The 13,970-nt window shown below is 65.6% G+C and carries 14 protein-coding genes; 5 read left to right on the top strand and 9 right to left on the bottom strand.

Annotated features, from left to right (window positions below):
- Positions 1–2: 2 nt before the first annotated feature.
- Complete coding sequence (truB, locus tag F2P44_RS09400; protein WP_167086441.1) at positions 3–926, top strand: tRNA pseudouridine(55) synthase TruB; 924 nt, start codon at positions 3–5, stop codon at positions 924–926.
- Positions 927–1,421 (top strand): hypothetical protein, encoded by a 495-nt coding sequence (locus tag F2P44_RS09395; protein WP_167086440.1) that lies wholly within the window; start codon positions 927–929, stop codon positions 1,419–1,421. It abuts the gene before it with no gap.
- 61 nt (positions 1,422–1,482) lie between these two features.
- On the opposite strand, the gene F2P44_RS09390 is transcribed toward F2P44_RS09395, so the two are convergent.
- Genes F2P44_RS09390 through F2P44_RS09380 form a run of 3 tightly spaced genes read right to left on the bottom strand, consistent with a single transcriptional unit; the run spans position 1,483 to position 4,183 of the window.
- Entirely contained in the window at positions 1,483–2,277 is a 795-nt protein-coding gene (locus F2P44_RS09390) for a MipA/OmpV family protein (protein WP_167086439.1), read from the bottom strand.
- 23 nt (positions 2,278–2,300) lie between these two features.
- Positions 2,301–2,936 carry a response regulator gene (locus tag F2P44_RS09385; RefSeq protein ID WP_167086438.1) on the bottom strand — a complete coding sequence of 212 codons (636 nt, stop codon included), beginning with the start codon at positions 2,934–2,936 and terminating at the stop codon, positions 2,301–2,303.
- A complete protein-coding gene (locus tag F2P44_RS09380; RefSeq protein ID WP_167086437.1) occupies positions 2,933–4,183 on the bottom strand; it encodes a sensor histidine kinase in 1,251 nt (416 codons plus the stop codon). Before F2P44_RS09380 ends, F2P44_RS09385 begins: the two co-directional genes overlap by 4 nt.
- A gap of 166 nt (positions 4,184–4,349) precedes the next feature.
- On the opposite strand from F2P44_RS09380, the gene F2P44_RS35430 reads away from it, so the two are divergent.
- On the top strand, positions 4,350–5,093 hold the full coding sequence (locus F2P44_RS35430; protein ID WP_167086436.1) for a hypothetical protein: 744 nt from the start codon (positions 4,350–4,352) through the stop codon (positions 5,091–5,093).
- Positions 5,094–5,128: 35 nt separating this feature from the next.
- Here the strand turns inward: F2P44_RS35430 and F2P44_RS09370 are convergent, their stop codons facing one another.
- Positions 5,129–5,635 (bottom strand): suppressor of fused domain protein, encoded by a 507-nt coding sequence (locus tag F2P44_RS09370; protein ID WP_167086435.1) that lies wholly within the window; start codon positions 5,633–5,635, stop codon positions 5,129–5,131.
- A gap of 282 nt (positions 5,636–5,917) precedes the next feature.
- On the opposite strand from F2P44_RS09370, the gene typA reads away from it, so the two are divergent.
- Both typA and F2P44_RS09360 read left to right on the top strand, forming a co-directional pair.
- Positions 5,918–7,753 carry a translational GTPase TypA gene (typA, locus tag F2P44_RS09365; RefSeq protein ID WP_167086434.1) on the top strand — a complete coding sequence of 612 codons (1,836 nt, stop codon included), beginning with the start codon at positions 5,918–5,920 and terminating at the stop codon, positions 7,751–7,753.
- A gap of 229 nt (positions 7,754–7,982) precedes the next feature.
- Positions 7,983–8,900 carry a prolipoprotein diacylglyceryl transferase gene (locus F2P44_RS09360; protein ID WP_167086433.1) on the top strand — a complete coding sequence of 306 codons (918 nt, stop codon included), beginning with the start codon at positions 7,983–7,985 and terminating at the stop codon, positions 8,898–8,900.
- Between the two features lie 173 nt (positions 8,901–9,073).
- Here F2P44_RS09360 and F2P44_RS09355 read toward each other — a convergent pair whose 3' ends face one another.
- The 5 genes from F2P44_RS09355 to F2P44_RS09335 all read right to left on the bottom strand — a co-directional run bounded on the left by F2P44_RS09355 (position 9,074) and on the right by F2P44_RS09335 (position 13,963).
- Positions 9,074–10,087 carry a hypothetical protein gene (locus tag F2P44_RS09355; protein WP_167086432.1) on the bottom strand — a complete coding sequence of 338 codons (1,014 nt, stop codon included), beginning with the start codon at positions 10,085–10,087 and terminating at the stop codon, positions 9,074–9,076.
- 4 nt (positions 10,088–10,091) lie between these two features.
- A complete protein-coding gene (gene flgL / locus F2P44_RS09350; protein ID WP_167086431.1) occupies positions 10,092–11,003 on the bottom strand; it encodes a flagellar hook-associated protein FlgL in 912 nt (303 codons plus the stop codon).
- Between the two features lie 10 nt (positions 11,004–11,013).
- Positions 11,014–12,384, bottom strand: a complete 1,371-nt coding sequence (gene flgK, locus F2P44_RS09345) for a flagellar hook-associated protein FlgK (protein ID WP_167086430.1) — start codon at positions 12,382–12,384, stop codon at positions 11,014–11,016.
- 73 nt (positions 12,385–12,457) lie between these two features.
- Positions 12,458–12,841 carry a rod-binding protein gene (locus F2P44_RS09340; RefSeq protein ID WP_167086429.1) on the bottom strand — a complete coding sequence of 128 codons (384 nt, stop codon included), beginning with the start codon at positions 12,839–12,841 and terminating at the stop codon, positions 12,458–12,460.
- Positions 12,842–12,853: 12 nt separating this feature from the next.
- A complete protein-coding gene (locus F2P44_RS09335) occupies positions 12,854–13,963 on the bottom strand; it encodes a flagellar basal body P-ring protein FlgI (protein WP_167086428.1) in 1,110 nt (369 codons plus the stop codon).
- Positions 13,964–13,970: the final 7 nt, after the last annotated feature.

Here is a 13,970-nt window from a genome sequence, read left to right as displayed (position 1 = left end):
GCATGAAACAAGCCCATATCAAACGCGTGCGCGACCTGGTCGACGGCGTGCTGCTGCTCGACAAACCGGTCGGCCTGTCGTCCAATGACGCGCTGATCAAGGCCAAGCGCGTGCTCAACGCCAAGAAAGCCGGCCACACCGGCACGCTCGACCCGTTTGCCACCGGCTTGCTGCCGCTGTGCTTCGGCGAAGCGACCAAGTTTTCGCAAGACTTGCTCGAAGCCGACAAGACCTATGAAACCACGGTCCACCTGGGCATCACCACGACCACCGGCGACACTGAAGGCGAAGCGATCGACATGCGCGACGTCGACGTCACCCTGGCCCAGATCGAAGCCGTGCTGCCGCAGTTCCGCGGCCCGATCATGCAAGTGCCGCCGATGTATTCGGCGCTCAAGCGCGACGGCAAGGCCTATTACGAGTACGCACGCGAAGGCATCACGCTCGAACGCGAAGCGCGCCCGGTCACCATCCTCAAGCTGGAACTGATCTCGTTTGAAACGCCGCTGCTGAAGTTAGCGGTTACTTGCAGCAAGGGCACCTATATCCGCGTGCTGGGCGAAGACATCGGCCACGCGCTCGGCTGCGGCGCGCACCTGATCCAGCTGCGCCGCACCCAGGTCGGCGCACTGACCATCGATGGCATGGTGACCCTGGAAGCCTTGCAGGCCCATGCGGAACCGCTCAGCCTGCTGGCGCCGGTGGATGCCTTGCTGTCGAGTTTCCCGGCGGTGCAGCTGAGCGAGGAACTGGCCAAGCGCTTCCTGCAGGGCCAGCGCCTGGCGCTCGGCAAGGAAGCGCTTGCCTTGCCGGATAGCCTGGGCCGGGTGCGGGTGTATCACGAGACCCGCCTGCTGGGCACGGCGAACTTGCAGGAATATGCGATCCTGGCGCCCGAGCGCCTGATCGCGGCCGTGCACGCGTAAATGCCGTTCACACCCTTCCACTTGGGTCCCGGCGCGGCCATGAAGGCCGTGGGCGGGCGCCATTTCAGCTTCATGGTGTTCGGCGGCGCGCAAGTGCTGATCGATATCGAGCCGCTGGTGGGCCTGATCCAGGGCGCCGACATCCTGCACGGTCCGACCCATACCCTGGCTGGCGCGCTGCTGATCGGGAGCGCGGCCGCGCTGACTGGCAAACCGGTCAGCGAGTTGGTGCTGCGCCTGCTGAAGATCGCCCATCAGCCGATCAGCTGGCTGGCCTCGTGCATGGGGGCGTTCCTCGGCACGCTGTCGCACATCATGCTCGACGCCATCATGCACAGCGATATGCATCCGTGGCGGCCGCTGTCGAGCAGCAATGGCTTGCTCGACCTGGTGTCGGTGAACGAGTTGCATCTGGCATGCCTGGGGCTGGCGCTGCTCGGGGGCGCGGTGGCCGCCTGGCGGCTGTACAAGGCAAGCCGGCAGCGGCCGTATTAGCCGCGTCGCCCGCGCGACGGGGTGAGCGCGTCGCACACGGCCGTCCCCCCGCTTCACGACATCACCAGTGATAGGTCAAGACCGTGAACACGGCGGTACTGCTGCGGGTATCCACCAGCGGGCTGTCGAGCGCATTGCCCATCAGGCGCGAGGCGACCATGCCGCTGCTGAGCGCGTACTTGGTGCTCAGGTCGATATTCCAGCGCAGCGACAGATAGGCGTCCTTGACCCCGCCCCCGGCCCGGTACACCGGCTTGCCGCTGCGCGCGGCCTGCGCGGGCGAGATGCCGAAATACGATTGCATGTAGCTGTGGTTGACCACGTTCATCCCCACGCCGGCATTGAGCGACTGGTGGGTACCGAGCCGCATGCTGTAATTGGCACCCAGATTGAGGCGCACGCCGCCGTGGTCATCGCTTCCTCCGTACAGCACGTTTGAATGGAAGCCGATATTGTGCGCCAGCCGGTAACTGGCAAACGCCCCCGCCTCGATCCCGAGCTGGAATTTGCTGTCCTTGTCGTCGCCACGGTGCGAGCGCGCGCCATAGGTGAGCAGGGGGCCGTACTTGAGCATGGGATCTTCCGACAGCTGCATGCCGACTTCGCCCGGCTCGGCAAAGATGCCGTTGCTCCACTGGGCTGAAATACTCGGCAGCACGATCGCTTTCATCCCGCTGCGGCCCTCTTTCGCCTGCACCAGCGCGGCGATCAGGCTGATGTCGACATCCGTGGTTCCTTCCGGCATCTGGGTGGTCGGCGACTGCGCCGCCGCCGGCAGGCAGCAAGCGCCCAGGGTCGTGAACGTGGCGATGGAGGCGAAGCTGGCGCGGGCGCGCGCCCGGGTTGGGATGGTCATGGTTTCCTGTGGAAGTGCGTTGGTCAGATGTAGCCGAGTTCGAGCCCGCGCAGCACCGCGCGTACGCGGTCGCGCACGGCCAGTTTGGCAAGGATGTTTGAAACGTGATTCTTGATGGTGCCTTCGCTCGGCCCCAGCGCGGCACCGATTTCGCTATTGTTCAAGCCGGCCGCCATCAGCGCCAGGATTTCGGTTTCGCGCGCGGTCAGGCGCGCGCCGCCCTCGGCCGGTATGCGCGTGCCGCCAGCCTGTTCGTAGGCGGCGCGCGTGCGTTCGGTCAGTCCCGGGCGGAACAGGGTGGCGCCGGCGGCGACGCTGCGGATGCCCTCGGCCAGGCGTTCGAGCGAAATATCCTTGAGCAGGAAGCCGCGCGCGCCGGCGCGCATGCCGTCGAACAGCGCTTCGTCATCGTCGAAGGTGGTCAGGAGGATGGTGGGCGGCAGCAAGCCCTGCTGCCTGCGCAGCAGCTCGATGCCCGAACACAGCGGCATGCGCACGTCCAGCAGCAGCACATCGGCCTGGGCCTGCGCGATCACGCCCACGGCTTCGTCGCCATTGGCCGCTTCGGCCACCACGCGAATGTCGGCGGTCAGGTCGAGCAAGCCGCGGATGCCGCTGCGCACCAGCATCTGGTCGTCCACCAGCACCACGCGGATCATGCCGCCGCTCCCGATGCCGGCAGGCGGATGCCGAGCGCGAAGCCATGCCGCGCGCCATTCGCGGCGTGCAGGCTGCCGCCCAGCTGGGCCAGGCGTTCGCGCATGCCGCGCAAGCCATTGCCTTCGGCCGCGCCGCCGCTGCCACGGCCATCGTCGGCGATGTCGAGCAGCAGCTCGCCGCCGGCGTCGCGCCGCAAGGCGACCGTCATGACGGCCGCGCCGGCGTGGCGGATGGCGTTGCTGACCGCTTCCTGCACCGCGCAGAACAGCGCATGCGCGACCGCCGCCGAATCGATCCCGAGCCGTTCGCCGATGCATAGCTCGATGCGCGGCGCCGGAATGCCGGCGCACAGGGTTTCCAGCGCCAGGCGCATATCGATATCGCATCCGCCGCGTTCGCTGCTGACCAGCAGGCGCACGTCGGCCAGCAGGGTGGCGGCGAGACTGCTGGCCGTGGCCAGCGCGGCCGGGGCCGCGTCGCCGGCCTGGCGCTTGGCCAGGTCCAGGTGCAGCTTGAGCGCGGTCAGGTGATGGCCGGCCATGTCGTGCAGGTCGCGCGCCAGGCGCATGCGTTCGCTGGCGCGCACCGCTTCGCCCAGCAGGGCCTGGGTCGCCTGCAGTTGCGCGTGCGCCGCGGCCAATGCGACGCGCGCGCGCCGTTCGCCCAGGGCCACATGCACCACCGTCGTGACGACGGCCATGATCATCGCTTCGCCTGCCGCGAGCATGCAAGCCATGATGAAGCGAGCGTCGGACATGGGCAGGTCCAGGATCACCAGCAGGGTTGCGCCCGACGAAACCAGGGCCGCCGCCGCCAGCCAGCGCAGCGCGCTGCGCAGCGGCAGTGTGCCGAGCTGGGCGGTGAAGACATAGACCAGGCCCATGTCGCCGACCACTGCCAGCACCAGTTGCAGCCCCAGCGCCGCCGGCGAGCGCAGCACGGCTGGCCAGGCCGGCCCGCTGGCGCGCAGCCAGGCCAGCGCGGCAAAGCCGATGGCGCAGCCGGTGCGCAGCAGGCGCACCAGCAGGGCGGTCAATTCCCTGCGGTCGGTGCCGGCGCTCAGCGCCGATGGCGGCGTGGTGAAGTGGTTGGCGACGATGCTGGCCAGGCGGCCGGCCGCGCTATGGAGCGCGTCGAAGTCGACCTGGTAGCTCCACAGCAGCGCGCAGCCCGGCCCCGTCACCACCAGGCAGGCCAGCGGCCATACGGCGCGGGGGAATAGTTTGTCGAATCGGGATGTCGTCATGGCGCTTTGTGAGCGCCGGGAGCGCTTGCTGTCGAGGTGGCAATTCTACGTGACGCGGCGCGGCGCGGGTCAGTGCCGGAAGTCATGCGGCGCCTCTATCTTGTGGCACATGGCGGCGCGCCCGCCCTGGACTAGAATGGCAGTCCCACTTTCTGTATTGCCACCGATGAAAACGCTGACGAAATTGCTCTTGCTTGCCGCCTGCCTGCCGACCGCCGTGCCGGCCGCCGATACTGTCGTTGCCGATTCCGTCGTGACGGTGGAGATCAACGCGCAGCGCGATTCCGAATGGATCGGCTACCGCCATGCCTACAAGGCGGCCGCCTTCTTCGCCCCGTTCGTGCGCACGCGGCCCCTGATCCAGGCCCATTTGCAGGTGCGGCCGCAGCGTCCCGAGGTGCCGCTCGAGGGCCTGCGCCTGAGCGTGGCGGGTGCACGCACCCGCTTCGAGGTGGCGGTCGACGCCATCGGCCGGGCCGAACTGCCGATGGAAAAGAAGGCTTACGAAGACGATGCCGTGATCACCCTGAACCGGCAAAAGGGCAATTACTATTTCAGCGGGCGCTATAGCATCCGCGAGCGCGACGACGGCGTGTACGAGGCCAGCCTGCTGCGCGACGCCTGCGAGCAATTGCTGGCGGCCCAGCGTGCCTCGGGCTACCGCATGCGCCTGTTCGGCAAGCGGTGCGCCGGCATCAAGATCGTGTATCCGGCCGGTTCGGCGCCCGAGGTTGCGCTGGAGGTGGGCGGTGCGCCGCCGCGCATGCTGGCGCCGGCCGAAGCCCATCCGTTCGAGGATGGCTCGATGGGCCTGTACCAGGTGGTGACGGTGCGCTTTGCCGACTTGCCGGCCGGGGCCAAGGTGACGGCCGCCACGCGCCCGCTGGCGATCGGCACCTTGTACGAATAGCGGGACGGGCCTTAGCCGATCGTCAGGCCGACGACCTACAGGAATTCGACCCGGCCGTTGACCGTATCGATGGCGGGCAATTCCGGGTCGCTGGCAAACGCCATGGAGCAGATGTCGGTAGGTGTACCGAGCGCGATCGGGCCGTTGGCGGTCATCCAGTGGCCGTCCGCGAACACGTTGCCGGTGCGGAAAACGTAGCGCGCCAGGTTGTGCAGAAAATTGAACGGCCACGACGGCGCTTCGGTCTCGCCGGGCAGGGCGAGCAGGCGCAAGGTCAGTTCCAGGCCATAGCCGCTGTCGTCCGGGTCGCCCGACTCCTTGCCGTACAGTTCCGACAGGCCGTAGGTGACGTAATGCCAGTGCGGCAGGCCCTGCGTGCTGCGATAGACGCTGATGCCGTCCAGCGGATCGCCCCCGCCCATGCTCGCGCGCAGCACCGTTCCCACGTGGCGCGGCTGCTGGCCGGGATACAGCCGCGCCAGGCTGGCGTCGATGGCGTCCCAGCCATCGTTGGTGGTGTCGCTGCCGGCGTGATCGCTCATCATGATTCCATTTGGTAAAGAGAGGGCGATGATGCGACGCATCGGCGCGACTCGGCAATCGCGGCGCGGTGAGCTTGTCATGCTGCTGACACGAAAAGCAGTCACAATTGCACCGGAGCGGTGCATGCCTGTGGTGAAAAAAGCAGCAAGCCATTGAAATTGCAGGGCTTTTCAAATTGGTGGTGCGCAATACGCCGGTTTAGCATGCTATACTAGTCGGTTCCTGATTTAAGCAGCACCGTACACCTTCGTACACCACGTACATTTCCGTTCCTTACGACCATGTCAAATTCAAAACGCGCAATTCGTAACATCGCTATCATCGCCCACGTTGACCACGGCAAAACCACGCTCGTGGACAAGCTGCTGCGCCAATCCGGTACCTTCCGTGAAAACCAGGCAGTCGAAACCCGCGTAATGGATTCGAACGACCTCGAAAAAGAACGTGGCATTACGATTCTGTCGAAGAACTGCGCGGTTGAATACAACGGCACCCACATCAACATCGTCGACACCCCAGGCCACGCCGACTTCGGCGGCGAAGTCGAGCGCGTGCTGTCGATGGTTGACTCGGTGCTGCTGCTGGTCGATGCGCAAGAAGGCCCGATGCCGCAGACCCGCTTCGTGACGCGTAAAGCGCTGGCGCTGGGTCTGAAGCCTATCGTGGTCGTCAACAAGATCGACCGTCCGGGCGCACGCGCTGAATGGGCGATCAACCAGACGTTCGAACTGTTCGACAAACTGGGCGCCACCGACGAACAGCTCGACTTCCCGGTCGTGTTCGCATCGGCCCTGAACGGCTACGCCAGCCTCGATGCGGAAGTGCGCGAAGGCGACATGACCCCGCTGTTCGAAGCCATCCTCAAGCACGTTCCTGTGCGTGACGACAATCCGGACGGCCCGCTGCAGATGCAAGTGACCTCGCTCGATTACTCCTCGTACGTCGGCAAGATCGGCATTGGCCGTATCTCGCGCGGCCGCATCAAGTCCGGCCAGGACGTCATCGTCCTGAACGGTCCTGATTCGACCCCGATCAAGGGCCGCATCAACCAGGTGCTGAACTTCAAGGGCCTGGAGCGCGTGCTGGTTGACGAAGCCGTCGCCGGCGACATCGTGCTGATCAACGGTATCGACGAAATCGGCATCGGTTCGACCATCTGCCAGCCGGACACCCCGGACGCGCTGCCGATGCTGACCGTCGACGAGCCGACCCTGACCATGAACTTCATGGTCAACAACTCGCCACTGGCCGGCCGCGAAGGCAAGTTCGTCACCAGCCGCCAGCTGCGCGACCGTCTGGACCGCGAACTGAAAGCCAACGTTGCCCTGCGCGTAGCGCCGACCGACGACGACACGATTTTTGAAGTCTCGGGCCGCGGTGAGCTGCACCTGACGATTCTGATCGAAAACATGCGCCGCGAAGGCTTCGAGCTGGCCGTATCGCGTCCACGCGTGGTGTTCAAAATGGTTGATGGCGTGCGCCACGAGCCGTTCGAGCAACTGTCGGTTGACGTTGAAGAAGCCAACCAGGGCGGCGTCATGGAAGAACTGGGCCGTCGTCGTGGCGACCTGCAAAACATGGAATCGGATGGCAAGGGCCGTGTTCGTCTCGAATACAAGATTCCTGCGCGTGGCCTGATCGGCTTCCAGGGCGAATTCATGACCCTGACCCGCGGCACCGGCCTGATGAGCCACGTATTCGACGAATACGCACCGGTCGACAACTCGAAAGGCGAAATGGCTGGCCGTCGCAACGGCGTGCTGATCTCGCAAGACGACGGCGCGGCGGTTGCTTACGCGATCTGGAAACTGCAAGACCGCGGCCGTATGTTCGTGGTGCACAACGACCCAGTGTACGAAGGCATGATCATCGGCATTCACTCGCGTGACAACGACCTGGTCGTCAACCCGATCAAGGGCAAGCAGCTGACCAACGTGCGTTCGTCGGGTACCGATGAAGCGGTGCGCCTGGTACCGCCGATCCAGATGTCGCTCGAATACGCGGTGGAATTCATCGCCGACGACGAACTGGTCGAAATCACGCCAAAATCGATCCGCCTGCGCAAGCGCTACCTGAAAGAGCACGAGCGTAAAAAAGCTGGCCGCGATTCCGCGTAATTGACGCCCACGGAGTGCCTCGCATTCCGTAGCGACAACGCCTTCCCCTGGGCTTGCATCGACACGATGCTGGCCTGGCGGAAGGCGTTTCGGCTTTCAGCACAACCCGGCACCACCGGGGTCTGACCTCTGACTCGAAACATTTCTTCATTGGGGTCAGAGCTCTGACTTGAAACATTCCTTCATCGGGGTCAGAGCTCTGACTCGAAACATTGCAGAAAGAATAGGCATGTCGTATCCGTATTTAAGCGATGTCATCAGGGACCTGACCGGCATCGACCTGCCGTTGCCGATCGCCACCTTCGGCTTGCTGGTGGCGTGCGCCATCATGGCCGGCGCCGAGTGCCTCAAGCGCGAGCTGGCCCGGCTGTACGCGGCCGGCCGCATCGGTCCGGCACATAAGCGCGTCAAGGGTGACGATGGCGTGGTGAGCGAGGTGGCGGTGCCGCCGCAGGAGATCGTCAATGATCTCGCCTTTGTGGTGGTATTGGTGGGCGTGGTCGGCGCGCGCCTGTTCCACATCCTGGAGCATACCGATCAGTTTATGGCCGATCCGTGGAGCATGATTTTCAGCCGTTCCGGCCTGAGCGTGTTCGGCGGGCTCATCCTTGGCACGGTGGCCGGGGTGATTTGCGTGCGCCGCTGGAAGTTGCCGATCCGCCCGCTGCTCGACGCAGTGGCGCCGGCCATGATGCTCGGTTACGCGCTCGGCCGCGTCGGCTGCCAGGTGTCCGGCGACGGCGACTGGGGCACGGCGGCGAACATGGCGCTGAAACCCGAGTGGCTGCCGACCTGGTTTTGGGCGCAGACCTACGACAACAATATTTTCGGTGAGGTGCTGGCGGCGCCGGGCGTGTATCCGACGTCGGTGTACGAGACGGTGATGGCGCTGGCTTGCTTCGCGCTGCTGTGGAAGCTGCGCAAGCACCAGTTCAAAAGCGGCTGGCTGTTTTCGGTGTACCTGGTGCTGGCGGGGCTGGAGCGGCTGCTGATCGAGCAGATCCGGGTCAATCCGAAATTCGCCCTGGGGAGTGTTCAGGCCAGCCAGGCCGAGATCGTGGCGCTGGTGCTGGCGCTGGCGGGCGCGGTCGGCGTCCTGCTGTTAAGCCGTCGCAGCAGCGCGCTCCAGGCACCTGAGGCGTTTTAGCTGAATGCAACATCGCCACACCGGGAGCTGAGCGATATTTGCAATGTTGCAAATTAGAGCTCTGACCCCGGTTGTAGGGAAAATCAGGCCGGAGTCGGACGAATTAGCATTGTTGCTAATCAGAGGTCAGACCCCGGTGGGCTCTAATCAGAGGTCAGACCCCGGTGGGCTGCTTAGTGCAGGCCGAGCAGGGCGAGGACGCGCTCGCGGCTGATGCCGACCAGCGCCGAGGTCAGCGCCAGCAGCGATTCGTAGTTCGGGGTGCTGGCGGTGTCGGCGAAATCCTGGGCCATCACTTCAATGTCGGCCGGCGGCGCCTGGTCGACGGCGGCGCGGCTGGCCGCCGCACTGAGCGCCTGGCTGGCCGCATCCTGCGAGCGCTGCACTTGCGCGAGCGCTTGCACGACTTCATGCAAACTCTGGCGCAGGGCGTCGGCGTTGCTGGCGCCCCATTGCTGTGGCATGACGACGTCGGTATCGGCTTCCACCGCGACCCGCCCCACCCCCTGGATCGAGAGCGAATCGCGTACCATCGGCCAGGCCGTCTCGGGCGTGCTGAAGACCAGCGCGCCGCTGCCGTCGGCGCTCACGCGCATATTGGCCGGGGCCAGCGCGCGGTCGAAGCGCACCACGATGTCGTCGCGCGTCATGGAGGGATCCACCGTCACCGTCAGCGGCTGGGTGTTGCCGCCCACCGAAAACGACAGGGTTTGGCCGGCCCCGGCGGTGAGCATGTCGAGGTTCAGGCCCTTGATGCGGAAGCGCTGGCTGGCCGGCGCCGGACTGCTGAAGCTCAGGCGCGCGTCGACACTGCCGCCGCTGGCCTGGCGCCGCTTGTCCATGGTCGCGCCAAGCTGGCGCAGGTGGGCTTCGATGGCGCCGCTGTCGCCACGGCGCGAGCTGAGTTTGGCGCTCAGCTCGCCCTTGAGCGCTTGCAGCTGGCCGGCCACCTGTTCCAGGAAATCGAGCGCTTGCTGGGCGCTGGCGACGTCGCCCTGCAGCTGGTGGTCGACGCTGGCCAGGCCGCGCCGCAGCGGGGCGGGGGTGCTGCGTGCCGGCGCCACCGGGGTCAGCTGGGGCGGACGCCCCCCTGGCGTGGCGCCCGGGGCCGCCTCGCTGCGCACGCCGCTGCCGTTGGCGCCGGCCGGGCCGCTGGTACTGCCGGTGGTGGGACGGATCGCTTCCATGGCGTCAGAGTGCCGCGAACAGGGACAGGTTGCCTATCTTGGCATAGGCCTTGTAGGTCGCTTCCAGCGCGCTGGTGTAGCCGCTCAGCTCGGTCGCGGCGAGGCCGTAGTCGAGCTGGCCGATGTCGGTCAGCGCCATCTGGTTCGACAAACTCACATTGCTGTGGTTTTCGTCGAGCGTGCTGAGGATGTTTTGCGAGCCGCCCAGCACGGCGATCTTGCCGGAAATGAGCTCGAGCGCGGTGTCGAAGCCGTCCAGGTTGGCCGCCAGGGTGGCCCGGGTGGCCGGATCATTGGCGCTGGCGCCCGGCGCGCTGAGCGCGGCCAGGGTCATGTCGAGCTGGTTGAGCATGGTTTCGATGCCGCTCATATTGCCGTTCGCAACCTGGGTGATGCCATTGCCGACCACCACCGTCTGGTCGTTGGTGTTGCCGGCGTAGCTGTAGCGCGAACCGATTGCGGCGGCCGCGTTGTAGGCGATCGGGGCGGTGCCGGTCTGGGTGCCGGAAAACACATAGCGCCCTTCCTGGTCGATCGAGTTGGCGCTGTAGAGCAGGCTTTCGCGCAGGGCGGTCAGGGGCGAGACCATGGCGGCCAGGTCGGCCGGGGCGTTGCCGCCGTCGGACGACCAGACCAGCAGGTCGCGCCCTTGCATCATGTCGTTCACCATGCTGCCGAGGTAGGCTTCGTTCTTGGTCAGGCGGATCTTGAGCGCGGCGATATTGTCGCGGTACTGGCCAACGGCGGACTCTTCGCGGTGCAGGCGCGACATGCGCACCGTGTCGACCGGGTCGTCGGACGGCAGCAGGATCCGGGTACGGCTCGCCATCTGCTGGTTCACGTAGCTGATGCGCTCCTGGTTTTGCTGGAGCGAGATATTCATCGTCGCTTGATATTGGCTGGTGGCAATCCGCATACGTTTCTCCTTAACCCATCATGGCCAACGTCGCATCGAACAGCGAATTGGCTACTGACATCACTTTCATGTTCGCCTGGTACATATTCTGGTACTCGACCAGATTGACCGCTTCTTCATCCTTGTTGACGCCGCTGGTCGAGGTCCAGTCATCCATCGCATGGTTGCGCATGGTTTCGGCGGTGGCCAGGGCCACCCGGTTTTGCTGGCTGTCGACGGCCAGCTTGCCGACCAGCTGGGAATCGGCGTCGCTGATCATGACCGAACCGAGCGTGCCGATGATGACCGGCTGCTTCTTGATGTCGATCATTTTTTGCAGGTTGCCGCTGTCGCCAGGGGTATTATCGCCCGAAAACGCGAGGTCGGCGGTCTGGTAGCCGGCCGTGACCTGCAGCATGTTCGAGGGGCTGCCCGGGGTGAACACGAACAGCGGGCCGCCGGCCGTGCCGTTCATGGTGTAGCCGGCCGCCAGCTGGGTGTTGACCTTTTGCGCCAGCTGCTGGGCCAGGTCGGACACGCCTTGCTGCATCGGCAGCAAGATGTCGCGTTCGTACAAGCCGAGGCCGCCGAGCTGGGCGCCGACCGCCGTCTTGTCGAGCTGGAACGAGGAACCGGCGAAGTCGACCCGCAGGTTTTGCGCCGCGCCGCCTTCGGCCACCAGGGTGGCGGCGACGTTGCCGATCACCAGCGCCTGGCCGGTCTTGAGCGAAATGCTGCGCGTGCCGTCGGGCTGGTCGGTCACTTCCAGGCCGACCTGGGTGGACAGGGCGTCGATGGCCAGGTCGCGCGCGTCGACCAGGGTCGAGGTGCTGCTGCCGGAGGCGGTGGCCAGGCCAATCTGGCGGTTCAGGTCGGCGATGGTCTGGATCGAGGCGTTGGCCGACGCAACAATCGCGCCGCGCTGGTCGCGCAAGGATTGCAGCTGGCCGTTGTAGACATTGTTCATGCTGTTGAAGCGCTGCGCCATGGCGCTGGCGGCGGTCAGTACTTGCTGGCGCAGCGGGGTCGAGGTGGGGTCGACCCCGGCCACCGCGTTGAGCGCCTGGAAGAATTTGTCGACCCCGTTGCTCAGGCCGGCGTCGTTGTCGCCCATGACCCGTTCGAGCTGGGTCAGGTAGGGCTGGGTCTGGGAATACTGGCCGACGCCGGAAGCGGCGCGCCACAGTTGCTGGTTCTTGTAGCCATCCGAAAAACGCAGCAGGGAATTGACCGCCACCCCGCCGCCGGCCGACCGCGTGCCCGTCTGCGGACCGACCGCGGTCAGCAGTGCCGACTGGCGCGTGTAGCCCTTGGTTTGCAGGTTTGCAATGTTTTGGCTGGTGGTCTGGAGCGCGAGTTGGGAAGCCAGGGCGCCGCTGAGGGCGTTGTTCATGATGCTCATGGTGTCACTTCTTTCTCGATGGGCCGGCAAGATGGGCCGTCATACTGACAAGGCGACCGTTTACTTGCTTCCATTAAATTTTTTGGCGGGAAGTTTGCAGCGGCATGGGCAGCGGGCCCGCTGCCGGCGCCGCGACCGCCGGCAATAATTGGCGCAGGATGGCGTCGGCCACGCCGAAGGCGCGCTGGTGCGCCATTTGCCCGGCCATCAGCTTGTCGGCCATGTCTTGCATGTCGCGGTTGACCGGGTCCTTGAACACGCTCTCGTCCTCGGCCATGGCGCGGGTGCCGTTGCGCATTTGCTGCAGCATATTGCCGATAAAAAAACTTTCGAATTCGATGGCGGCCTTGGTGGCTTTGGCCACGAACACCGGGTCGGCGGCCGGGGCGACAGCGGCCTCCTGGCCGGGGCCCATGCCGGCGCGGTTGAGCTTGGTGGTCAGGTCGAGTGGATTCATGGCAGCAATTCCTTAAATGACGACCAGTTCGCCTTCGATGGCGCCGGCCTGGTCGAGCGCTTGCAGGATCGCCATGATGTCGTCGGGGGTGGCGCCCAGGCTGTTGACGATGTCGATGATGGTTTGCAGCTTGGCGCTGGCGGGCCACTTGAACATGGCGCGCCCGGCGCCCTGGTCGACCGACAGCTTCGATTGCGGGGTGACGGCGGTGCGTCCGCCCGACAAGGGGCCGGGCTGGCTCACGGCCGAGCTTTCGGAAATCACCACCTTGAGCGAACCGTGGGTGACGGCGGCCGCCTTGACGCGCACGCCTTCGGCGATCACCACCGTGCCGGTGCGCGAATTGAACACCACTTTCGGCACGTCGCTGCCGACGTCGACCGACAAGGCTTGCAGCTTGGCCATGAAGGCCACGCGCTCGGTCGGGTTGGCCGGGGCGATCACCTGGATGCTGGCGCCGTCGGCCGTGGTGGCCAAGGGCCCGAAGCGGCGGTTGATGGCTTCGACGACATTGGTGGCGGTCTCGAAGTGCGGCGTTTTCAGGCGCAGCATGACTTCGGCGCGGGTCGAGAAATCGCTGCCGATTTCGCGTTCGATATGGGCGCCGTTGGGAATCCGTCCGCCGGTCGGGGTGTTGACGGTGACGCTCGAGCCGCTGGCGCCGGTCGCGTTCAGGCCGCCGACCACCACATTGCCCTGGGCCAGGGCATACACTTCATTGTCGGCCGCGCGCATTTGCGTGAGCAGCAGCACGCCGCCGCGCAAGCTCTTGGCGTCGCCCAGCGAGGACACCGTGACGTCGATCGGCTGGCCGCGCCGGTAGCCGGGCGGGAAGACGGCGCTGACCATGACCGCGGCCACGTTCTTGTTTTTCGCTTCGGCGCCGTCCGGCAGCTTGACGCCGAACTGCTTGAGCATATTGACCACCGACTGGCTGGAAAACTTGACCTGGCTGCTGTCGCCGCTGCCGTTCAGGCCGACCACCAGGCCGTAGCCGACCAGCGGGTTCTCGCGCACGCCTTCGACACTGACCAGGTTGCGCAGCGTTTGCGCGGCCGAGGCCGGCAGGGCAAAGCAGACCAGCAGAGTCAGGGCGAGGGTGAAGAGACGGGCTTGGATCATGTGATTA

The organism is Massilia frigida (assembly GCF_011682175.1).
In the GTDB taxonomy this organism is placed as follows: Bacteria; Pseudomonadota; Gammaproteobacteria; order Burkholderiales; family Burkholderiaceae_D; genus Telluria_A; species Telluria_A frigida.
This window is presented reverse-complemented; position numbering and strand designations above follow the sequence as displayed.

What these genes read in the sequence shown, in the direction of transcription:
- truB (WP_167086441.1), top strand. Translation starts at nt 3, where the DNA reads ATGAAACAAGCCCATATCAAACGCGTGCGCGACCTGGTCGACGGCGTG.
- F2P44_RS09395 (WP_167086440.1), top strand. Translation starts at nt 927, where the DNA reads ATGCCGTTCACACCCTTCCACTTGGGTCCCGGCGCGGCCATGAAGGCC.
- F2P44_RS09390 (WP_167086439.1), bottom strand. Translation starts at nt 2,277, where the DNA reads ATGACCATCCCAACCCGGGCGCGCGCCCGCGCCAGCTTCGCCTCCATC.
- F2P44_RS09385 (WP_167086438.1), bottom strand. Translation starts at nt 2,936, where the DNA reads ATGATCCGCGTGGTGCTGGTGGACGACCAGATGCTGGTGCGCAGCGGC.
- F2P44_RS09380 (WP_167086437.1), bottom strand. Translation starts at nt 4,183, where the DNA reads ATGACGACATCCCGATTCGACAAACTATTCCCCCGCGCCGTATGGCCG.
- F2P44_RS35430 (WP_167086436.1), top strand. Translation starts at nt 4,350, where the DNA reads ATGAAAACGCTGACGAAATTGCTCTTGCTTGCCGCCTGCCTGCCGACC.
- F2P44_RS09370 (WP_167086435.1), bottom strand. Translation starts at nt 5,635, where the DNA reads ATGAGCGATCACGCCGGCAGCGACACCACCAACGATGGCTGGGACGCC.
- typA (WP_167086434.1), top strand. Translation starts at nt 5,918, where the DNA reads ATGTCAAATTCAAAACGCGCAATTCGTAACATCGCTATCATCGCCCAC.
- F2P44_RS09360 (WP_167086433.1), top strand. Translation starts at nt 7,983, where the DNA reads ATGTCGTATCCGTATTTAAGCGATGTCATCAGGGACCTGACCGGCATC.
- F2P44_RS09355 (WP_167086432.1), bottom strand. Translation starts at nt 10,087, where the DNA reads ATGGAAGCGATCCGTCCCACCACCGGCAGTACCAGCGGCCCGGCCGGC.
- flgL (WP_167086431.1), bottom strand. Translation starts at nt 11,003, where the DNA reads ATGCGGATTGCCACCAGCCAATATCAAGCGACGATGAATATCTCGCTC.
- flgK (WP_167086430.1), bottom strand. Translation starts at nt 12,384, where the DNA reads ATGAGCATCATGAACAACGCCCTCAGCGGCGCCCTGGCTTCCCAACTC.
- F2P44_RS09340 (WP_167086429.1), bottom strand. Translation starts at nt 12,841, where the DNA reads ATGAATCCACTCGACCTGACCACCAAGCTCAACCGCGCCGGCATGGGC.
- F2P44_RS09335 (WP_167086428.1), bottom strand. Translation starts at nt 13,963, where the DNA reads ATGATCCAAGCCCGTCTCTTCACCCTCGCCCTGACTCTGCTGGTCTGC.